Below are 22,158 nucleotides of genomic sequence, written 5' to 3' on the forward strand. Positions count from 1 at the left end.
ATGAAGATCGGCATCATTGGAGGCGACGCGGCGCCGGGCGCCGTGGTCATCGACACCGGCACCTACTACCCGCAGCAGCGCGACGGCAGGATCGCCGCCATCGACGACGCAGCGACCAAGCGGATCGTGCGCGTCCTCATCGACGAGCTCGGCTTCGACACCGTGGACGCGGACGGGCTGGACGAGTCGTGGCGCCGGCAGCCCGGAACGTCAGCCCACGGAAGCCGGGGCGATGCCGACAACGAAGGACCCTGGGCACCAATAGGAGAAATGAGGACTCGACGTGGAGCAGAACATCGGCGACAAGGCGATTGAGTTTCTGCGGTTTCTGGAGATTTATGACTTCTCCAGCGCCCAGACAATGTGCACCGACACGGCCGCTGTGTGGCAGAACGACGGTAGGGGAGCGCAGGCGATCGGCGAGAGCCTGGAACACTTCAAGTCCTTTGCCGCTACCGTCCGTTCGTTGCGGTACGACATAATCCGCCAGTTCCAAAATTCGAACGAGGTGCTCCAGCAGCAAGTGCTCCGCCTGGACATGGCCGACGGGTCTCACCGCGAGGCGCACGCTACGGTGTATTTCCGGTTCGAGGGCGGCCTCATCGACCGGATCGAGGAGGCCGTCTACACCGTGCCGACGGACAAGGCGTCATGATTTCAGCCTGCCGCCCGAATGCCAGAGAAGAGTGAACTTTCGCGTACACCGCCGTCGAGGAGCTGCTGCGCTGCCTGTCGGTGATCTGATCCGGTTCGGGCTGTTCCGGTACTCCCCCGAGGTTGTTGTCAGGCCAGGGTCGTGAGCACGGCCGGGTCGTAGGGGACGGACCGGGCCAGCTCGCCGCGGAGCGCCAGTGCGGCCCAGTCCGGGTTGGCCAGCAGCGTCCTGCCCAGGGCGACCAGGTCGAACTCGTCGCGCTCCAGTCGGGCCACCAGTTCGTCGATGCCGGTCACCCCGGCCTGCCGGGTGAAGCCCTGGGTGAACTCGCCCTCGCCGTACTGATTGTCCAGGCCGATCGAGCCGACCGTCACGGTGGCCTTGCCGCTGAGCTTGCGCACCCAGCCGGCCAGGTTGAGGGTGCTGCCGTCGAACTCGGGCAGCCAGTAGCGGCGGGTGGAGGCGTGGAACACGTCGACACCCGCGTCGGCCAGCGGCGAAAGCATCTGCGCCAGCTCATCCGGGTTCTCCGCGATGCGTGCCTCGTACGCGTTGAGCTTCCACTGGGAGAGCCGGAAGAAGACCGGGAATCCGGGGCTGACGGCCGCGCGGACGGCCCGTACGATGTCGGCGCCGAAACGGGCCCGGGAGGCCGGTTCGCCGCCGTAGTGGTCGGTGCGCCGGTTGGTGTTCTTCCACAGGAAGCTGTCGATCAAGTAGCCATGAGCGCCGTGCAGTTCGACGCCGTCGAACCCGAGCCGTTCGGCGGCCGCGGCGGCTTCGGCGAAAGCGGCCACCGTGTCGTCGATGTCCTGCTGGGTCATGGCCTTCCCGGCCGGGGCGCCGTCCAGCCCGAGCCCGGACGGGCCCTCGGCGGGCGGTTCGGTCGCGGTACGTACGACTCCGGTGTGCCACAACTGCGGAATGATCCTGCCGCCGGCCTCGTGCACCCGCCGCAGCACGTGGGCCCATCCGGCAAGGGCCCGCTCGCCGTGGAAGTGGGGCACGTTCTCGTACGCGCCGGCCGCGGCGCGGTTGACGTAGGTGCCCTCGGTGATGATCAGCCCGACCTTGTTGGCCGCCCGGCGGGCGTAGTACTCCGCGACATCCGGGCCCGGCACGCCGCCGGGGGACGCCGTTCTGGTCATCGGGGCCATCACGATCCGGTTGGGGACCATGAGATCGCCCACGATGAACGGCTCGCCCAGGCTGGCCATTATTCCTCCCTAGTTTCGGCAGCGCTCATACACAGATCTTCCATGTGCGGCTGTCTTCCGATCCGGCAATGCACTTCGAGGCCGTAAGGAAACCACTGCGGCCGGACATCGACAGCGCACAATCATCGACCTTGCCGATCGAGATGTCCAGCCTTCTGGATCGAATTATGCGATTCAGTGGATCGAAATTATCAGTTTGACCACACCAGCGGGATCACCAAAAGTAGTCCTCAACGGTTCCATGCTGGCGCCAATGATCACTCTGTTGCCGGTTGAGGGTCCATAAACGAGCTCATGACCCAAAAACTGAAGGAAGACGGGTATGCAGACACTGGAACCGTCCGCTCGTCCGAACCGATTGCCATCATTGACCGGTATGCGGTTCGTCGCGGCATTCGCCGTGCTGATCTCCCATCTGGACAGTCAAATCGTAGGAACATTCCATCCTGACCCGCCGTATCGGGTGATCACGACTCTCGGGCCGGTCGGGGTGGCTTTCTTCTTTGTGCTCAGCGGATTCATTCTCACCTGGGTTGCCGATCCGGACGATACCGCGAGGCTGTTCTGGCGTCGACGTCTGGTGAAGTTGTATCCGAACCATTTGGTGACCTTTGTGGCCGCCAGGATCCTGATGGTCGCCGCCGGTGTGCAGATCGTAGCGATCAATACGTTTCCGGCGCTGTTTCTGATCGAGCCCTGGATTCCTTACCTGGAACCCCATGGCGGGTTTACCGGTAGCAACGCGGTGAGCTGGAGCCTCGGCTGTGAGATGGCGTTCTACCTCGCATTCCCTTGGCTGATCCGTCTCATCGGCAGTATCCGCCCCTCACGGTTGTGGCTGTGGGTGGCAGTTGTCGTCACGGCCAGTACCGCCGTCCCCTTTATTTCCCAACTGCTGCCGGCGCAGCCCTTCACTTCGTGGGATCCGACATCTTCGGAGTGGCAGAGCTGGTTCGCCTACCTCTTCCCCCTCCCGAGGATGCTCGAATTCGTCCTCGGCATCCTGATGGCACGCATCGTCATCACCGGGAAATGGATCCGCCTCGGCATGACGCCCGCATTTCTCCTGACGATCACCTGTGTGGTGGTCCAGTCCTACCTGCCCGGCGTGTTCCACCTACGCGCCGGGCCGACCGCGCTTGCCGTCGCCTTCGCGATCGCAGCGAGCGCCAGCGCCGACATACGCGGTGCGCGAACACCTTTCAGTGGCCGAATCATGGTCTGGCTGGGTGAGATCTCGTACGCCCTCTACATGGTGCACTACCTCGTCGTCCAGTACGGCCCGGTCGACGCCCTGCACGCCACGGGCGAAGTGACCGCATCCCTGTCGACGAGACTGATCAATATTCTGCTCACCGTCGTGATCAGCATCTCCCTCGCGGCGGCCCTCTACATGCTGGTCGAACGTCCCGCGGTACGACGCTTCAGTCGTCCAGCCGGCAGACGAAAGGGGCTTGAACCGCTCTCCCCTTCGACCTGACACCATCAACCCCATCATCGTGACCGATATCTTTCGCTCCAAAAGACGTCACTCCGCTGGATCTATTTATGCGATTCAGTGGATCGAAATAATCAGCTTGACCGTGTCAACGGGATCGCCAATAGTGGTTCTGTGCCGACACTGTCGACTGGAGAGAAACTCTCGTTGCGAGCCGCAACGAGAGAGTCGGTTTCCGTTGCCGATCCGCGTCGCGGACGTTGTTGTCGAGGACAAGGCAGGAAGTGGAGTCCGGAGTGAACCAGAGCCGCCTTACCGAACGGATTTCCGATGAGTTGCAGGGCAAGCGAGCCGTGGTCACCGGCGGCAGTCGCGGTATCGGCGCCGCGATCGCGCAGCGCTTGCTCGATGCCGGCGCCACGGTTGTCACCGCTGCCCGTAATCCGACCGCGGACGCCCCCTCCGAAGCCAATTTCGTGAGCGCCGACCTCAGCACGCCCGACGGTGTGCGCGAGTTCGCGGACGCCGCGCTGCAAATTCTCGGTGGCGTGGACATCATCGTCAACAATGCGGGAGGGGTTCGCACCTTTCCGAATGCGCTGGACATTGAGGAAGACTGGCAGTACACGATGGATATAAACTTCCTCGCCGCTGTCCGACTCAATTCCGCACTTGTGCCGTCCATGATCGCGAGCGGAGGTGGGGTGATTGTGCATCTCTCGTCCATTGCCACCCTTTCTTCCCATCCGCTGCTCCTGCACTATGCCGCCGCCAAGTCCGCACTCGCGGTGTACGGCAAGGGGCTTGCGGTCCAGTTGGCGCCGCAAGGTATCCGTGTCGTAGCCGTCTCTCCGGGAAGGGTGGAGACACCGGGGGCGGACGAAGCACTCGAAAAGATGAGTGCGCATCTCGGCGACAGCACGGAGTTGGATTCGGAAACGTGGGTCGGCGATATTCCGCTCGGGCGGATCGGTCAATCACATGACATCGCCGAGGCGGTTGGTTTTCTGGTCTCCCCACGCGCCGCGTGGATCACCGGCAGCACTCTCTCCATTGATGGCGGGCAGAGCGCAGCCCTGTGACCTGTGACCTGTGACGCACGGTGGGCCACGCCGGTCCTTCTCACGCCTGCCCACCGGCAAGATCACGAACTTCTGTTGGATCGGCAGCCAAATTGGTCGGCAACCAAGTTATTCGTCAGGTAACCGCTCGCCCGTACTGGAAGGACTGACGCGATGACCGAAGCAGGGGACAGCGCGCGGGCCTATACATTCGGTCCGGCCGACCGGCTCGACGTCGACCCGCGGCTGGCCGAGATGTGCCGCGAGCAGCCGGTGCTGCGCGTGAACCTGCCCTACGGCGGCGACGGTGACGCCTGGCTGGCCACGCGGCACGCGGACGTCAAGACGGTACTGGGCGATCCCCGGTTCAGCCGTGCCGCCGCCGCGGGCGAGGAGGTGCCCCGCGCGGTCGCTGCCGCGTTGCCCAGTACCACCATGCTGAGCATGGACCCGCCGGAGCACAGCCGGCTGCGGCGCCCGGTGGCCGAGGCCTTCACTCCGCGACGTGTTCAAGCGCTGCGCCCGCGCGCCCAGCAGATTGTGAACGGCCTGCTCGACACCGTGATCGCCGCGGGACCGCCCGCTGACCTGACCAAGGCGCTGACCTGGCCGCTGCCGATCACGATGATGAGCGAACTGCTCGGCGTGCCCACGGCCGACCGCGACCAGTTCACCGTCTGGGTGGACAGTTTGTTGATCCTCTCCGACCCGGACCAGGCCACGCGGGCCCGCGAACACCTCGACAACTACCTCACCGACCTGATCGCATTCCGCCGCACCGACCCCAGCGACGACCTGCTCGGCGCTCTCGTCGCCGCGTCGGACGAGAAGGACGGTCCCGGCGACGAAGACTTGGTGAGCCTTGCGTCCAGCCTGCTGTCCGCAGGCTACGAGGCCACCGCGAGCCAGCTCGGCAACTTCGTCTACACGCTGCTGACCCATCCCGATCACTGGCGGGAGCTCGTCGCCGATCCCGGTCTGGTACCCGGTGCGGTCGAGGAACTCTCCCGGATCATCCCGAGCAGCGCTTCGGCCGGCTTCACCCGTGTCGCCCTTGAGGACGTGGAACTGAGTGGGCGAACCGTTCGCGTCGGCGACGCCGTGGCCGTCGAGTACGCCGTGGCCAACCGGGATCCCGAGGTGTTCGCCCACCCTGAGGAGATCGACTTCCACCGGCCGAGCAACCCGCACCTCACCTTCGGGTACGGCGTGCACTTCTGCCTCGGCGCGCAGCTGGCCAGGATGGTGTTGCGCATCGTGGTCGAAACCCTGGCCCGCCGTCTGCCCGATCTGCGTCTGGCAGTCCCTGCCGACCAGGTGCCCTGGCGGACCGACCGCCTCATCCGCGGGGTGGCAGCACTGCCGGTCAGCTGGTGACGGAGGCAATCAGGTGCTCGGTGCCGGATGAGGCCCGCAGGCAGACGAACTCGCAGTCCTGTGATGCACATATTTCTGCCGGATCAGTAACCAACCGCTTGCCCGTACCGGAAGGACTGACGCGATGACCGAAGCAGGGGACGGGGTGCGGGCCTACCCGTTCGGTCCGGCGCCCGACCGGCTCGACGTGGACCCGAGACTGGTCGAGATCTGCGGCGAACAGCCGGTGCTGCGCGTCACTCTGCCCTTCGGGGGCGACGCCTGGCTGGTCACGCGGCACGCGGACGTCAAGACGGTGCTGGCCGATGCCCGGTTCAGCCGTGCCGCCGCCGTGGGCGACGACGTGCCCCGGACGGTCGCGGTCGGTCTGCCGCGCACCTCCATGCTGAGCATGGACCCGCCGGAGCACAGCAGGCTGCGGCGCCGGGTGGCGAACGCGTTCACCGTGCGCCGCGTGGAGACGCTGCGCCCGCGCATCCAGGAGATCGTGCACGGCCTGCTGGACACCATGGTCGCCGGCGGGCCGCCGGCCGACCTGACGCAGGCCCTGACCTGGCCGCTGCCGATCACGGTGATCTGCGAACTGCTCGGCGTGCCCACGGCCGACCGCGACCGGTTCACCGTCTGGGTGGACGGCCTGCTGATGCTCTCCGACCCGGACCGGGCCGCGCAGGCCCGCGGACACCTCGGCGACTACCTCACCGGTCTGATCGCACTGCGCCGCGCCGACCCCACCGACGACCTGCTCGGTGAACTGGTCGCCGTACGGGACGAGGAGGACAGGCTCCGCGAGGAGGACCTGGTCAGCCTCGGGGTCAGCCTGCTCTCCGCCGGTCAGGAGGCCACCGCCAACCAGATCGGCAACTTCGTCTACACGCTGCTGACCCATCCCGGCCTCTGGCGGGAACTCGCCGCCGATCCGGCGCTCATCCCCGATGCGGTCGAGGAACTCTCCCGGTTCATCCCGATCAGCGCGACCGCCGGCTTCACCCGGATCGCCACCGAGGACCTGGAGCTCAGTGGGCAGCTCATCCGCACCGGCGACGCGGTGGTGGCCGAGTTGGGCCTGGCCAACCGGGATCCCGAGGTCTTCGACCACCCCGACGAAATCGACTTCCATCGCGGGACCGTCCCGCACGTCACCTTCGGGCACGGTGTGCACCACTGCCTGGGCGCGCAGTTGGCCAGGACGGAGTTGCGCGTCGTGCTCGAAACCCTGATCGACCGCCTGCCCGGTCTCCGACTCGCCGTTCCGGCCGACCGGTTGTCCTGGCGGACCGAGCGCCTCATCCGCGGGGTGGCCGCACTTCCGGTCAGCTGGTGATGTGGCCTTAGGACACCAGCGGCACCCCGCCCCTGCACCACTCGCCGACATCACCAGGACGCCATCAGGAGGGCTGACCATGGCCGAACCACGGGAGGCGGGCACCGTGCCGGTGCCCGATCCGGGCACGGGACTTGCCCAGGCCCTGGCGGCCGTCGAGCCGGGCAAGCAACTCGCCGAGGTCATGGCGACCGTCATGGAGGGCCACGGGGACCGGCCGGCTCTCGGCGAACGCGCCAAGGACCCGTCGACGGCGCGCCTGCTCCCGCGGTTCGACACCCTCAGCTACCGCGAGCTGTGGGCGCGCGTCCGTGCGCTCGCCGGCCGCTGGTACCACGACCCCGAGTACCCGTTGAGCGCGGGCGAGCGACTGTGCACCCTGGGCTTCGCCGGCATCGACTACGCCACACTCGACCTTGCGTGCCTGCACACGGGCGTCGTGGCCGTGCCGCTGCAGTACAGCGCGCCGCCGGCCCAACTCGGGCCGATCATCGCGGAGGCCGAGCCGCGCGTGCTCGCCGCGAGCGCCGAGCACCTGGACACCGCCGTCGCAGCTGTTCTCGGGGCACCTTCGATCCGGCGCCTGATCGTGTTCGGCCACCACCCCGAGGACGCCCACCGGAACGACGTCCTGGCGTCCGCCCGGCGGCGCCTGGCCGAGGCCGGCAGCCCGGTGGTCGTCGACTCGTTGGCGGAGCTGATCGACCGCGGGTCCGACCTGCCGTCCCCTCCGCTGTTCACCGCCGCCCCGGGCGACGATCCGCTGGCCCTGCTCATCTACACCTCCGGCAGCACCGGGGCGCCCAAGGGGGCCATGTACACGCAACGGCTGGTCGGCACCGCGTGGTACGGATTCAGCTACGGGACCGATGACGTGCCCGCCGTCAGCGTCCTCTACATGCCGCAGAGCCACCTCGCCGGCCGCTACGCGCTGATGGGCTCGCTGGTCCGCGGCGGTGTCGGATACTTCACCGCCAAGAGCGACTTGTCCACCCTCTTCGAGGACATCGCCCTGGTCCGCCCCACGGAACTGACCATGGTTCCCCGCGTCTGCGACATGCTGTTCCAGCAGTTCCGGAGCGAACTGGACCGGCGGACCGGCGAACCGGGTGACATCGAGACGGCGGTCAAGACGGACCTGCGGGAGAACTTCCTGGGCGGACGCGTCGCCAAGGCGTTCGTCGGCACCGCCCCGTTGTCGGCCGAGCTGACGGTCTTCGTCGAGTCCTGCCTCGGCCTCCATCTGTACACCGGTTACGGCTCCACCGAAGCCGGCGGGGTGCTGCTGGACACGGTGGTCCAGCGTCCGCCGGTGATCGACTACAAGCTGGCGGACGTCCCGGAACTGGGCTACCACCGCACCGATTCGCCGTATCCGCGCGGCGAACTGCTGCTGAAGTCCGAAACCCTCGTCCCCGGGTACTACAAGCGCCCCGAGCTCACGGCCGAGATCTTCGACGAGGACGGCTACTACCGGACCGGCGACGTCATGGCCGAGATCGGACCCGACCGGCTGGTCTACGTCGACCGCACCAAGGACACCCTGAAGCTGTCCCAGGGTGAGTTCGTGGCCGTATCACGCCTGGAGGCCGTCTTTCTCGGCAGTCCTCTCGTCCGGCAGATCTACGTGTACGGCAACAGCGAACGCGCCCACCTGCTCGCGGTGGTGGTGCCCGCCCCGGACGCAACGGCCGGGTGCGGCGGGGCCGTCGACTCGCTCAAGCCGCTGCTCAGCGCGTCGCTCCAGCACGTCGCCAAGGAAGCCGGACTCAACTCGTACGAGATCCCGCGCGACTTCCTGATCGAGACCGAGCCCTTCAGCCCCGAGAACGGCCTGCTCGCCGACAGTCACAAACTGCTGCGCCCCAGGCTCAAGGAACGCTACGGCGAGCCCCTGGAACGGCTCTACGCCGAACTCGCCGAGAGCCAAGCGCAGCAGCTGCGCGTACTGCGGCAAGCCGGTCCGGACCGGCCCGTGGTGGAAACGGTCGGCCGGGCCGCTCAGGCACTGCTGGGCGGCACGCACGCCGACCTGAGCGCCGAGGCGCACTTCACCGACCTGGGCGGGGATTCCCTGTCCGCCCTGTCCTTCTCTCGGATCCTGCAGGAGATCTTCCACGTCGAGGTTCCGGTCGGGGTAATCATCAGCCCGGCCAATGACTTGGCACGGGTGGCGGGGTACATCGCGGCGGAACGGCGTTCCGGGGCGCGGCGTCCCACGTTCGCCTCCGTGCACGGCGAGCACAGCACCGCGGCCCGCGCCGGTGACCTCACCCTGGACAAGTTCCTCGACGCGGCCACGCTCGCCGCCGCCCCGGCACTGCCCCGCCCCGAAGGTGCCGTGCGAACCGTCCTGCTGACCGGAGCCAACGGCTACCTCGGCCGGTTCCTGTGCCTGGAATGGCTGGAGCGCCTGGCGCCCTCGGGCGGCAAGCTGGTCTGTGTCGTCCGCGGCAGCAGCACGGCCGCCGCGACGCGGCGCTTGCACGCAGCCTTCGACAGCGGCGACGGCGAACTGCTCCGGCGCTACCGGGAATTGGCCGATGGGGTCCTGGAAGTGCTCGCGGGGGACATCGGCGAACCGCACCTCGGGCTGGACGAGGACACCTGGCGCGGGCTGGCCGGTTCCGTGGACCTGATCGTCCACCCGGCCGCCCTGGTCAACCACGTGCTGCCCTACCGCCAGTTGTTCGGCCCCAACGTCGCCGGCACGGCCGAACTGATCCGGTTGGCGCTCACCACACGGATGAAGCCCGTCACCTACGTCTCCACCGTCGCCGTGCACCTCGGAGCTGCGCGGGCGGCCCTCGACGAGGACGCCGACATCCGCAGCACCAGCGCGGTGCGGCACCTCGACCAGAGCTACGCCAACGGCTACGCGACCAGCAAGTGGGCCGGCGAGGTCCTGCTCCGGGAGGCACACGACCTGTGCGGCCTGCCGGTCGTCACCTTCCGGCCGAACATGGTCCTCGCGCACAGCAGGTATCCCGGGCAGGTGAACGCTCCCGACATGTTCACCCGCCTGCTGCTCAGCCTGATCGCCACCGGCATCGCGCCGGGCTCGTTCTACCGGACCGGTGGCGCACGCGCCCATTACGACGGTCTGCCGGTCGACTTCACCGCCAAGGCCGTCACCGCGCTGGGCGGGCGGGCCACCGAGGGCTACCGGACCTTCAACGTACTGAACCCGCATGACGACGGGGTCTCGCTGGACACCTTCGTCGACTGGCTCACCGAGGCCGGCCACCCGATCCAGCGGATCCACGACCATGGCGAATGGCTCGCCCGCTTCACGGCCGCACTCCGTGCCCTGCCGGAGAAGCAGCGTCGGCACTCGCTGCTGCCCCTGCTGCACGCCGTGGCGCAACCCGAGGAGGGCGTCCCCGGTCCGGCGCTCCCCGCCGAGCGGTTCCGCGCCGCCGTGCAGGCCGCTGAGGTCGGCCCCGGCACGGACGTTCCCCACCTGTCGGACGGCCTCATCCGCAAGTACGTCACCGACCTACGGCAACTCGGCCTGCTCTAGCGGCGGTTTGCTGACGGGGCAGGGTCGTAGTAGGCCGGCGGCGGTAGCCGATGGGGGGCGACGGCATTGCGCGCGCCGGTCGCCGAAGCAGGGACCGGCTCCACCGCGGCGTCCGGGCGGTGGGACGAAGACCGGCGGGCCGTCAACTCGCACATGAGATGTTCTTCCAACGGGCGATTTCCCGTCACTTAAGGCTCATTTGTGCCGAATTCGTGCAACGCTGCGGCCGTTGCTTCGTGCTCGATTCTCTGAATGCCCGAGTCAGCAGTCCCGGAGATTCAAGCGGCTCGGTCCGCGCCACCCAAGGAGTACAGATGTCCGTATCCCGTCCCGTGTCCCGAACCCGGTCCCGTGTTCTGGCCGTGCTGAGCGCCGCAGCAGTCGCGAGCGGACTGGCGGTCGCCGTTCCGGCAGTGCCTGCCTCTGCGGGCCGGGTCGTTCGTGGTCAGCGAGGCGCAGTTCAACGAGATGTTCCCGAACCGGAACCCCTTCTACACCTACGATGGCCTGGTCAGCGCACTGAGCGCGTACCCGGGCTTCACCACTACCGGCGACGATGCGACGCGCAAGCGGGAGGCGGCGGCCTTCCTTGCCAACGTCAGCCACGAGACCGGCGGCCTGAAGTACGTCGTCGAGCAGAACACCGCCAACTACAGCCACTACTGCGACACCTCGCAGCCGTACGGCTGCCCGGCCGGGCAAAGCGCCTACTACGGGCGCGGGCCGCTGCAGCCCAGCTGGAACTTCAACTACAAGGCGGCCGGGGACGCCCTGCACATCGACCTGCTGAACGACCCGTACCAGGTGGAGCGGGACGCCGCGGTCTCGTGGAAGACCGGCCTGTGGTTCTGGGACACCCAGAGCGGCGCCGGGACGATGCCCCCGCACGACGCGATGGTCAACGGCCAGGGCTTCGGCGAGACGATCCGCAGCATCAACGGCGCCCTGGAGTGCAACGGCCAGAACCCGGACGAGCGCGACGACCGGATCAACCTGTACAAGAATTTCGTCGGCGTTCTCGGCACCGACGTGGGCGGCGGCAACATCTCCTGCTGATCCGGTCGGCCCTGCAACCGGCTCGCGGCACATGGCAGCTCAGGCCGCATTCGCCCGGTTGACGACCTTCCGACGGCGAAGGGAGCGGCCCGAACTCGTCCATCGACGGGCCTCGCTCAGCCGTCGGACTCGGACCCGTACAGATTTCGATGGTCAGGCATGAATAGCTTCATCATCTTCCATTCACCGGGGCGCGGCTGCCAGCATCGGCGCACCGCCACCCCGTGAGGGAGAATCCGATGAATCGTCCCCGTTCTCTGCGCTGTCTGGCAGCCCTGGCCGTGGTGGCTCTCGCGGCCACCGCCTGTGGGCGCTCCGGTCAGGGCGACGCCCCGTCCGGGGCCGCGTCACAGGCCACCTCCGGCCGGACCGCGGCCGAGCTGCTGCCCGCTCAGCACCGGCAGAAGGGTGTGCTCCGGGTGGCCACCGCGGTCGGCTACCCGCCGATGGAGATGTACGAGCCCGGCACCACCCGGCTCACCGGTGTCGACCCCGATCTGGCCAAGGCCCTCGCCGCGCGGCTCAAGCTGAAGCTGGAACTCACCAATGCCGCCTTCGACGGACTGATCCCCGGTCTGGAGTCCGGACGGTTCGACCTGGTCATGTCGTCCATGACCGACAGTGCGCAGCGACGCCAGGCGGTCGACTTCGTCGACTACTTCCGCACCGGCGGCGTCATCATGACGAAGCAGGGCAACCCGCAGGGCATCAAGTCCCTCGCGGACCTCTGCGGAAAGACCGTCGTCCTCGCCAAGGGCAGCTCCAACCTCCACATCGGCGAGGAACAGAACGCCAAGTGCCGGGAGAAGATGCGGATCTCGCAGAGCGAGGACGCACCGACCGGGCTGCTGCAACTGGACAGCGGACGCGCGGTCGCGACCATCGTCGACTATCCCGTCGCCAAGATGTTCACCAAGAAGAGCAGCGCGTACGAGGTCCTGCCGGAGCAGTATGGCACCGCCCCCTGGGGCATCGCGTCCGCGAAGAGCCAGGGTGGACTGCGCGACGCCGTCCACAAGGCCCTGCAGGAACTCATCGACAACGGCGACTACAAGAAGATCCTCGACACCTGGGAAGTCGGCGACAGCGCCGTGCCCGAGGCCACCGTCAACGACGGGCGGTGAGAACAGTCATGAACCACCAGAAAATATCCGGCGCCTCCCTCGGCCGGGCGCCGGATGCCACCCCCGCCGACGGGACGCCGCAGGAGGACTACCTCTCCCTCCAGGTGACCGGACGCCCGCGTCCCGGGCGCTGGCTCGCGGTCCTCACCGCCACCCTGTTCGCGGTGTGGCTCGCCTACACCATCATCGTCAATCCCAATCTGCACTGGGACATCGTCGCCAAGTACCAGTTCGACGGCGTGATCCTCAAGGGCCTCGGGGTGACCATTCAGCTCACCCTCGTCTCGATGGCTCTCGGAATCGCCATCGGGGTCGTCATCGCGGTGATGCAGCTGTCCGACAGCCCCGTCCTGCGTCTCACCGCCGGTGCCTACACCTGGTTCTTCCGGGGCACCCCGCTGCTGGTCCAGCTCATTTTCTGGTTCAACCTGGCCCTGCTGTTCCCCGTGATCAGCATCGGAATCCCGTTCGACGGCCCCAAACTCATCAGCTGGCAGTCCAACCAGGTGATCACCGGATTCGTGGCCGCGCTCCTCGGTCTCTCCATCAACGAGGGCGCCTACATGGCCGAGATCGTGCGGGCCGGCATTCAGAGCGTGGATCCCGGCCAGCGCGAGGCAGGAGCCTCCATCGGGATGTCGAACCGCCAGATCCTGTCCCGGATCATCCTCCCGCAGGCGATGCGAGTCATCATCCCGCCGTTCGGAAACCAGTTCATCTCCATGCTCAAGACGACCTCGCTGGTCTCGGTCATTGCCGGCGCCGATCTGATGACCGTCTCCCAGCACCTCTATCTCGCCAACTTCGAAGTGGTCGCGCTGCTCCTGGTGGCCTCGATCTGGTACCTCGTGCTCACCACGATCGCCAGCATCGGGCAGCACGCCGTCGAGCGACGCTACAGCCCCGGTACCGCTCCCGTGCTGCGGAGCAGGATCCTGGCCAATCTCCTGCCCGGACGCGCCAAGAAGGGAGCAGCGGCATGAACGACGTGATCCTCAGGGCCCGCGGGGTTCGCAAACGATTCGGTGACACCGAGGTGCTGAAGGGCATCGACCTCGACGTACGCAGCGGTGAGGTGCTCTGTGTCATCGGCCCCTCAGGGTCCGGGAAGTCCACGCTGCTGCGCTGCTTCAACCACCTTGAGCGGATCGACGCGGGGCGGGTGTGGATGGACGGTGAGCTGGTCGGCTACGAACAGCACGGCCCGTCCGGCCGGGTGCTGCGCGAGCGGCGCGCCCGGGACGTGCGGCGCCAACGTGAACGGATCGGCATGGTGTTCCAGCGGTTCCACCTGTTCCCGCACCGCACAGCGGTGCAGAACGTGATGGAGGGGCCGGTCGCCGTCAAGGGACGGCCGCGTGCGCAGGCCGAGAAGCAGGCCCGCAAGCTGCTGGCCGACGTCGGTCTCGCGGACCGGGCGGACCACTACCCGGGGCAGCTGTCCGGCGGGCAGCAGCAGCGCGTGGCGATCGCCCGCGCACTGGCCATGGAACCCGCCCTCATGCTCTTCGACGAACCCACCTCCGCCCTCGACCCCGAACTCGTCGGCGAGGTGCTCGGCGTCATGCGCGACCTGGCCCGCAGCGGTATGACGATGGTCGTGGTCACCCACGAGATGGGCTTCGCCCGCGAGGTCGCCGACCGGGTCCTGTTCATGGACCGGGGTGCCGTCGTCGAGGCCGGGAGCCCCGACCTGTTGTTCACCGACCCGCGGCACGACCGCACGCGGGCCTTCCTGTCGACGGTGCTGTGATGGGCCGCCCCCTCGATCTGCTGCTGCGCGGCGGCACGCTCGTGGACGGAACCGGCGCACCCGCCCGGGAAGCGGACATCGCGGTGGTGGACGGGCGGATCGCCGTGCTCCCCGTCGGCGCCCCTGTCCCGGCCGTCGAGACCCTGGACGTGACCGGGCGGGTCGTCGCACCCGGCTTCATCGACGTGCACACGCACTCCGACGCCCTCGCGGCGCCCCGCGGAGCCGGCGGTGCCACGGAGCCGATCGACGTCCTCCGCCTCGCTCCGCTGCTCCAGGGCGTCACCACGGAGATCTGCGGCAACTGCGGGACCAGTCTGTTCCCCTCGCTCCCCGGGCGGCTGCCGGAGCTCGCCGAGCATCTCAGGGTGACGTTCGGGCTCGGACCGGTGCGGCCCGCCGTGGACTTCGACGCGTTCGCCGCCGGACAGGACCCCGCTCTGCGCCACACCCACATCGCCTCGCTGGTCGGGCACGGCACGCTGCGCGCCGGAGTGATGGGCTTCGAGGCCCGGCCGCCCCGGCCCGACGAGCTGGATGCCATGTGCGCGCTGCTGGACCGGGCGCTGGCCCAGGGGGCGGCCGGTCTGTCCACCGGGCTGATCTACCCTCCCGGCACCTATGCCGACACCGAGGAGATCGTCGCGCTGGCCGGGGTCGCCGCCCGGCACGGCAAGCCCTACGTCACTCATCTGCGCGACGAGATGTCACAGGTGGAGTCCGCCCTGGAGGAGGCCCTGGAGATCGCGGTACGCTCCGGCGCCCCGCTGCAGATCTCCCACCACAAGACCGCGGGCCGGCACGCCTGGGGCGCCACACTGCGCACCCTGCCCCGGCTGGAACGGGCCCGCGCCGAAGGCGTGGACGTGCTGTGCGACGTCTATCCGTACACGGCGGGAAGCACCGTCCTGCACGCCATGCTGCCCCCGTGGGCGAGTGAGGGCGGCGTCGGTGCCCTGCTGGAACGGCTGCGCCGCCCCGAGACGCGCGACCGGATCAGGACGGACATCGCCCGGGGCGTCGAGGGGTGGGAGAACACCGTGGGAAACGGCGGCTGGGACCTCATCTCGGTGGCCGCCGCGCAGACGCACCCCGAGGCCGAGGGGCGCAGCATCGCCGACCTCGCGGCCGAGCGCGGCGTCCATCCGGTCGACCAGGCGTGCGATCTCCTGCTGGCCGAGCAGGGCGAAGTGACCATCATCAGCCATTCCATGCGAGAGGACGACGTCCGCCGCGTCATCGCCAGCCCGTTGTCGATGATCGGTTCGGACGGCGTCCCCAAACCTGGTCGGCCGCATCCGCGCTGGGCGGGGAGTTTCGCCCGGGTGCTCGGCCGATACAGCCGCGACGAGCAACTGCTCCCGCTGGAGGGTGCGGTGCACAAGATGACCGGACTGCCTGCCGGGCGGTTCGGCCTCACCGGCCGCGGCGTGGTCCGCGACGGCGCCGTCGCGGATCTGGTCGTACTCGACCCGGCGTCGGTGCGCGACACCGCCGACTTCGACCGCCCCCTGCTGGCACCCGAGGGCATCGATACTGTCGTGGTGTCGGGGCGGATCGCGGCAAGAGACGGCCGCCCGACCTCGGCGCGGGCGGGAGAAGTGGTGAGAATCCGATGAGTCTGGCCCAAGTGGCCGCGGCGGCACGGCGCTCGGCCGCGCTGCCGCTCACCCTGGCCGTCGCCGCCGTCGACATCGACGGCGGCGCCACGGTGGGGGTGAACGAACGCACCGTGCTGCCGGTGGCGTCCGCCTCTAAGTTGCTGCTGCTCGCTGAGGTCGCGCACCGGCTGGACACCGGGGAACTGCCCGCCGACCGTGTCGTGGAGGTCCTCGACGAGGACCTGGCGGAGGGAACCGGTCTGCTGCGCCGACTGAGCGGGCGCGGCTGGACCGTCGAGGACCTGGCCTGGCTGACCGCCTCGGTGAGCGACAACACCGCGACCAACGCGTTGTTGCGCCTGGTGGGGCGCGAGTCCACGGCCCGGCTCGCACAGGAGCTGGGGCTCGATCACCTCACGCTGCACGACAAGGTCCGCGACGTCCGGGGCCCGGATGTGCCGCCCGTCTTCGCCACCGGCACCGCACGGGACCTGGCGCGGCTGGTGACACACGCGGTGCGCGGCACCATGAGCGGCCCGGCGGCCTCCGCCCGGCTGCTGCGCTGGATGCGTGCCAACACCGACCACGGTCTGGTCCCCGCACTGGTCGACCACGACCCGTACGAGCCGGGCTTTCCCGAGCGGCTGCGCGACGGGCTTCTGGTGGCCAACAAGACCGGCACCGACACCGGGGTCCGTGCCGATGCCGGTGTCCTCATCGGCAGGCGTCGGCTGGCGTACGCGGTGGTGGCGCACTGGGACACGGCACTGGGACCGAGCACCGAGCGGGCCGCCGTGCACGCCATTCGGGACGTGGGGCGGACCCTCGCGGCCTGTGCCGGGCGCCGGATCGCCGATTGAGACACGGGCACCGGCCCCGAAGGGGCGTGACCGGTGCGCCGGTCACGCCCACTGCACCTCCAGGAGCGACCTGATCTCCTCGGCGGCCGACCGCAGTTCCGCGAGGAAGATCTGCAGCAGCGGGTTGCGGTTGGTGGACCGGGTGGCGACCCCGATGCGCCGGTGCAGTCGGGGGTGGTCCAGTCGGCAGACATGCACGCCGGTGGTGTCGCCGAGTCCGAGGGCCGGGACGAGTGCGATGCCCATGCCCGCGCGAGCCAGGTTGATCGTGACCTGGTAGTGGTCGCTGCGGCAGCGGACCCGGGGGCGGAAGCCCTCGGCCGCGCACGCACGTTCCAGAACCGGTTCGCCGGTGTGGCCGCCGTGCGTACCGATCCAGCTCTCCCCCTCCAGGGCGGCGAGCCGGACCGTGGCGTGCCGCCCGAGGCGGTGCCGCAGGGGCAGGACCACCAGCTGCGGCTCGTCGAAGAACATCTCCACGTCCACGGTCGCCTGTCGGCACCAGGGGTCCAGCGGATGCTCGAAGACGACCGCGGCGTCGAGCCGGCCCGCCTCCAGGTCGGGCACCAGCTCGTGCGGCTGCCCGAGGATCAGTTCCAGCTCGACCTGGGGCCGGTTCGCCGCGAACCCCGACAGGGCCCGGGGCAGCAGCTCCAGGCCCGAGGACGCGAAGAAGCCCAGCCGCAGGACACCGGCCTCGCCCCCGGAGTGCGCCCGCAGGTCGTCCTGTGCGACGGCCATCAGGTCGGCGACCGCCTGCGCGTGCTCGGCCAGTCGCACCCCGGCCGCGGTCAGCCGCAGGCTCTGCGGCTGACGTTCCACCAACGCCACTCCGAGCTCCTGCTCCAGCCGGGCGAGCTGATGCGAGATCGCGGAGGGGCTCAGATGGAGCGCCTGGGCCGCGGCCACGATGGTGCCGGTACGGGCTATCTCCAGCAGGACGAGCAGTCGGGCACTGTTCAGCATCGGGTCAGGTTAGGCCGTGCCGACGCGCTGCGCCGCTCCGGCGCCGGACCGTACCTTCTCCGTCGGCTCCGGGAACCCGGCGGGCTCGTCCACGTCGAGGCGCAGCAGGTCCTCCTCGGTCTCCCGGCGCACCACGGTACGGGCGCGGCCGTCGCGTACGAAGACGACGGCGGGGCGTGGCAGCTTGTTGTAGTTGGAGGCCATGGCGTATCCGTAGGCGCCGGTGACCGGCGTGGCCAGGAGGTCGTCCACCGCGACGTCGGCGGGCAGGGCGGCGTCGTCGACGATCACGTCACCGCTCTCGCAGTGCTTGCCGACCAGCCGCGCCCGCATGGGCCGGGCGGCGCGCGGGCTGCGCGGCAGGAACACCTCGTAGCGGCTGCCGTACAGGGCGGGGCGCAGGTTGTCACTCATCCCGCCGTCCACGCCGACGTACGTCCGCACGCCCTCGATCCGCTTGATCGTGCCCACCCGGTAGAGGGTCAGCCCGGCACGGGCGGCGATGGAACGGCCGGGCTCCACGGTGACCGAGGAGCCCCAGCCCGCGTCGCGTACCGCGGTCCGTACCCGGGCCGCCCATTCGGCGAACGACGGTGCGGTCTGTCCCGCCTCGTACGCGACACCGAGGCCGCCGCCGACCGTGAGCCGGTGCATCCGTGTGTCGGCGGCGAACCGGGCAACGGCCGCGGCGCCGGCCGCGAGCTCTGCCGTGTCCAGCACCTGCGAGCCCACATGCGCGTGGACGCCTTCCAGGATCATCGCGGGGGAACCGGCGGCCCGGCGCACGGCGGCCGCCGCGGTTCCGCCGGCGAGGCCGAAGCCGAACTTCGAGTCATTGCCGCCGGTCCGGATCGCCTCGTGCGCGCCGGCGGCCACTCCGGGCGCCACCCGCAGCTGGATCCGGGCGGGGGGCAGGTGTTCCTCGGCGTGCAGGCGCTCGATGCGGTCCATCTCGTCGAAGCTGTCGACCACCAGGTGCCGCACCCGGGCGGACATGGCCGTGCGCAGCTCCGTCTCGTCCTTGTTGTTGCCGTGCAGGACGATCCGATCGGCGGGCACCCCGGCGTGCAGCGCGACCCGCAGCTCGCCGCCGGAGGCGACATCGAGCAACAGCCCCTCCTCGTGGGCCAGCCGGGCCATGGCCGTGCACAGGAACGCCTTGGAGGCGTAGGCGACGTTGTCCCGGCCGAAGGCGGCGACCGCGTCCTGGCAGCGCCGGCGCAGATGCTCCTCGTCGTACACGAACAGGGGTGTTCCGAAACGCCGTGCCAGTTCGGTGAGCAGGACGCCACCGACGGCCAGCCCTTCCTGACGTATTTCGGATGTGCCGGGCAGCAGGCCCGATTCGATGGCTGACGTCATGCGTTCCTCCCCGGAAGCCGGCTCGCAGCCATCCTGCGGCCTGCACAGGGGGTCATAAAAGCGCATTCTTCTATGGCTGAGCCTCATGGTTTTCGACGCTCGCGCCGTACACCGGCGCCGGTACACCGGTACCGCCACGAGGGAGTCGGTGCGCATCCGCGTCGGCTCCGCCGGTTCCCGTGGAGGGCGCGATGCCGCACCATGTTCCGGGCAAGCCCCGTATCCCTTCGTCGGACGAGGTCACCCTTGAGAAGCCTCAGATCCTGGATCGTTGTCTGCTCGTCCGCTCTCGCCGTACTGGTCACTGTGCCGAGCCCGGTCACGGCAATGAGCCCCCCTGCCGGTGACGTGGCAGCCGTCTCCCGCGACAGGCCCGTCTTCGACTCCGGGCCGGCCGAGACGGCGCTGCGGCGCCTGCTCCCGCACCACGCCGGGCAGTTCGACCTCGTGCCTGCGGGCCGCCCCGCATCCGGCGACTACTTCACCGTCTCCGGCACGACGGGCCGGGTCCGCATCCGGGGCACCAGCCCCGCCGTGCTGCTCAGCGGCGTCAACCACTACCTCAAGTACACGGCCCGGGTGGACATCGGCTGGCCCGGTGACAGCACCTCGAAGCTTCCGAAGAGGCTCCCGGCGCCCCTCGGCACGGTGCGCCGGGACGCCTCGGTGCCGCACCGGTTCGCCCTCAACGACACGGACGACGGCTATTCGGGGGCGTACCGGGACTGGGCCTCGTACGAGAAGCAGATCGATGTCCTCGCGCTGCACGGCGTCAACGAGGTGTTCGTGCAGATGGGCGTGGATGCCGTGTACTACGACACCTTCCAGGAGTTCGGGTACACGAAGAGGGAGCTCACTTCCTGGATTCCGGGCCCCGCGCACCAACCGTGGTGGCTGATGCAGAACATGTCCGGATTCGGCGGCCCGGTCAGTGAGAAGATGCTGGACCGGCGTGCCGCGCTCGGCCGAAAGATCGCCGATCGGCTGCGCCGGCTCGGCATGACGCCGGTCCTGCCCGGCTACTACGGCACGGTGCCGCCCGGGTTCACCGACAGGAACCCCGCCGGCCCCGTGGTCCCGCAGGGCGACTGGGTCGGCTTCGAACGCCCGGACTGGCTGGATCCGCGCAGCGAACTGTTCCCGAAGGTGGCGGAGGTGTTCTACCGCCGTCAGCACGAGCTGTTCGGTGACTCGGCCATGTACAAGATGGATCTGCTGCACGAGGGCGGCACTCCGGGAGACGTGCCGGTCGAGGACGCCGCCAAGGCCGTCATGGACGCCCTGCAGAGCGCGCATCCTGGCTCGACCTGGGTCCTGCTCGGCTGGCAGAGCAACCCGTCCACGCAGCTCATCGATGCAGTGGACAAGAGCAGGCTGTTCATCGTCGACGGCCTGGCCGACCGCTACAACGGCCTGGACCGCGAGGCCGCATGGCATGGCGCGCCCTACGCCTTCGGGACCATCCCCAACTTCGGCGGCCACACCACGATCGGCGCCAACACCGCTGTCTGGACTGCCCGGTTCGACGAGTGGCGCACGAAGCCGGACAGCGCGCTCCGGGGCATCGCCTATCTCCCGGAAGGCACTGGCGGCAACCCGGCCGCGTACGAGCTCTTCACCGAACTGGCCTGGCGCACAGGACCGTTGGACCACTCCGCCTGGTTCGCCGCCTACGCCGAGCGACGCTACGGCGGCGCCGACCCGCATGCGGCCAGGGCCTGGGAACTCCTGCGCACCGGCCCGTACAGCACCTCGTCCGGCACCTGGAGCGAATCCCAGGACAGCCTCTTCACCGCACGCCCCGGGCTGACCGTCGGTACGTCGGCCAGTTGGAGCCCGTCCGCCATGCGGTACGACGCGTCGACGGTGCGGAAGGCACTGGCGGAGCTGCTCCAAGTCGCCCCCGAGCTGCGGACGTCGGATGCGTACCGCTTCGATGTGGTGGACGTGGCCCGGCAGGCCCTGGCCAACCGCAGCCGTACGCTGCTGCCGCAGATCAAGGCCGCGTACGAGGAGAAGGCTCTCGCCCTCTTCCGGCAGCGGGCCGCGGAGTGGAAGCGGGCCCTCGCCCTGCTGGACCGACTGCTGGCCACCGACCGGCGGTTCATGCTGGGGCCCTGGCTGAAGGACGCCAGGTCCTGGGGCAGCACCGATGCCGAGCGGTCCGCCGCCGAGTTCGACGCCCGTTCGATCCTCACCACCTGGGGTCATCGCTCCGGCAGCGAGTCCGGTGGGCTGCGCGACTACGCGAACCGCGAATGGTCGGGACTGATCCGCGACTTCTACGCCGAGCGGTGGACGCTCTACCTCGACTCCCTCGACACGGCCCTGGCCACCGGGCAGCCGCCGGCCGCCATCGACTGGTTCGAACGGGACAACGCCTGGAACCTGGAGCACAAGAGCTATCCGGTGGAGCCCACGGGCGACCCGGTGGCGCTGGCCGAAACCGTACGGGCATTGCTGCCGGTACCGGAAGCCCGCCCTGCCTGACACGAACGGACAGACCGTTGATGCTCGACGGCGGTCGAGGCCCCGCCGGAGGGCATGCGCGCCGATGCGCTGTACGTCAACCGGCTCGGGCTCCGGGCGAAGTACGAACCGCTGCGCCACGGATCCGATGGTCCCGGCCCCTGAGGGGCCGGGAGCGCAACGACAGGGGCAAGTTCCTGCCCAGGGGCCGCACCGGGCCTGAGGCTCGTGCGCCGCGGGCGCGCGTCCTGCCGGAGCGGCCCGGCGCGGCGTGCGTTGTCATACCCCTGTGCCAGGCTTCTTCGTGAACGCCGGAGAGGGCACCCTCGTCTCGGCGACGACCTCGACCGCACCACTGTCCAAGGAGCACAC

General features: G+C 69.0%; 16 protein-coding genes and 1 pseudogene. 14 read left to right on the forward strand and 3 right to left on the reverse strand.

Annotated elements, in window-relative coordinates; translation table 11 throughout:
- Window positions 1-9: 9 nt before the first annotated feature.
- Window positions 10-315: pseudogene (locus OG520_RS02635) on the forward strand (hypothetical protein); the annotation flags it as partial.
- Window positions 284-655 carry a nuclear transport factor 2 family protein gene (locus OG520_RS02640; protein ID WP_406012014.1) on the forward strand — a complete coding sequence of 124 codons (372 nt, stop codon included), beginning with the start codon at window positions 284-286 and terminating at the stop codon, window positions 653-655. The pseudogene OG520_RS02635 and the gene OG520_RS02640, both read left to right, overlap by 32 nt.
- A 128-nt stretch (window positions 656-783) precedes the next feature.
- Here the strand turns inward: OG520_RS02640 and OG520_RS02645 are convergent, their stop codons facing one another.
- The gene (locus OG520_RS02645) at window positions 784-1,872 is read right to left on the reverse strand and encodes an NADH:flavin oxidoreductase (protein ID WP_406012015.1); all 1,089 of its coding nucleotides are present in this window, start codon (window positions 1,870-1,872) and stop codon (window positions 784-786) included.
- A 322-nt stretch (window positions 1,873-2,194) separates the two neighbouring features.
- Between OG520_RS02645 and OG520_RS02650 the strand changes: the two genes are divergently transcribed.
- The 11 genes from OG520_RS02650 (at window position 2,195) to OG520_RS02700 (ending at window position 16,989) form a co-directional block, all read left to right on the forward strand.
- Window positions 2,195-3,352, forward strand: coding sequence for an acyltransferase family protein (locus tag OG520_RS02650; protein ID WP_399331028.1), 1,158 nt, complete (start codon window positions 2,195-2,197; stop codon window positions 3,350-3,352).
- Between the two features lie 254 nt (window positions 3,353-3,606).
- On the forward strand, window positions 3,607-4,392 hold the full coding sequence (locus OG520_RS02655; protein ID WP_399331026.1) for an SDR family oxidoreductase: 786 nt from the start codon (window positions 3,607-3,609) through the stop codon (window positions 4,390-4,392).
- Window positions 4,393-4,545: 153 nt separating this feature from the next.
- On the forward strand, window positions 4,546-5,748 hold the full coding sequence (locus OG520_RS02660; protein ID WP_406012016.1) for a cytochrome P450: 1,203 nt from the start codon (window positions 4,546-4,548) through the stop codon (window positions 5,746-5,748).
- 124 nt (window positions 5,749-5,872) lie between these two features.
- On the forward strand, window positions 5,873-7,072 hold the full coding sequence (locus OG520_RS02665; RefSeq protein ID WP_399331022.1) for a cytochrome P450: 1,200 nt from the start codon (window positions 5,873-5,875) through the stop codon (window positions 7,070-7,072).
- 79 nt (window positions 7,073-7,151) lie between these two features.
- A complete protein-coding gene (gene car, locus OG520_RS02670) occupies window positions 7,152-10,595 on the forward strand; it encodes a carboxylic acid reductase (protein ID WP_406012017.1) in 3,444 nt (1,147 codons plus the stop codon).
- A 441-nt stretch (window positions 10,596-11,036) separates the two neighbouring features.
- Window positions 11,037-11,651 (forward strand): chitinase, encoded by a 615-nt coding sequence (locus OG520_RS02675; protein WP_406012018.1) that lies wholly within the window; start codon window positions 11,037-11,039, stop codon window positions 11,649-11,651.
- A gap of 239 nt (window positions 11,652-11,890) precedes the next feature.
- A complete protein-coding gene (locus OG520_RS02680; protein WP_399331016.1) occupies window positions 11,891-12,775 on the forward strand; it encodes an ABC transporter substrate-binding protein in 885 nt (294 codons plus the stop codon).
- Window positions 12,776-12,783: 8 nt separating this feature from the next.
- Complete coding sequence (locus tag OG520_RS02685; RefSeq protein ID WP_406012019.1) at window positions 12,784-13,758, forward strand: amino acid ABC transporter permease; 975 nt, start codon at window positions 12,784-12,786, stop codon at window positions 13,756-13,758.
- A complete protein-coding gene (locus tag OG520_RS02690; protein WP_266430867.1) occupies window positions 13,755-14,528 on the forward strand; it encodes an amino acid ABC transporter ATP-binding protein in 774 nt (257 codons plus the stop codon). Before OG520_RS02685 ends, OG520_RS02690 begins: the two co-directional genes overlap by 4 nt.
- Window positions 14,528-16,147: an amidohydrolase family protein gene (locus OG520_RS02695; protein WP_399331014.1), complete on the forward strand. Its 1,620-nt coding sequence runs from the start codon at window positions 14,528-14,530 to the stop codon at window positions 16,145-16,147. The genes OG520_RS02690 and OG520_RS02695 overlap by 1 nt, the downstream gene beginning before the upstream one ends.
- Entirely contained in the window at window positions 16,144-16,989 is an 846-nt protein-coding gene (locus OG520_RS02700; RefSeq protein WP_399331012.1) for a serine hydrolase, read from the forward strand. Before OG520_RS02695 ends, OG520_RS02700 begins: the two co-directional genes overlap by 4 nt.
- A 42-nt stretch (window positions 16,990-17,031) precedes the next feature.
- Here the strand turns inward: OG520_RS02700 and OG520_RS02705 are convergent, their stop codons facing one another.
- Window positions 17,032-17,955, reverse strand: a complete 924-nt coding sequence (locus OG520_RS02705; RefSeq protein ID WP_399331010.1) for a LysR family transcriptional regulator — start codon at window positions 17,953-17,955, stop codon at window positions 17,032-17,034.
- Window positions 17,956-17,964: 9 nt separating this feature from the next.
- The gene (lysA, locus tag OG520_RS02710) at window positions 17,965-19,317 is read right to left on the reverse strand and encodes a diaminopimelate decarboxylase (RefSeq protein WP_406012020.1); all 1,353 of its coding nucleotides are present in this window, start codon (window positions 19,315-19,317) and stop codon (window positions 17,965-17,967) included.
- 327 nt (window positions 19,318-19,644) lie between these two features.
- On the opposite strand from lysA, the gene OG520_RS02715 reads away from it, so the two are divergent.
- Entirely contained in the window at window positions 19,645-21,807 is a 2,163-nt protein-coding gene (locus OG520_RS02715) for an alpha-N-acetylglucosaminidase (RefSeq protein ID WP_406012021.1), read from the forward strand.
- Window positions 21,808-22,158 lie beyond the last annotated feature (351 nt).

This window comes from Streptomyces sp. NBC_00984 (genome assembly GCF_045162475.1).
Lineage (GTDB): Bacteria > Actinomycetota > Actinomycetes > Streptomycetales > Streptomycetaceae > Streptomyces.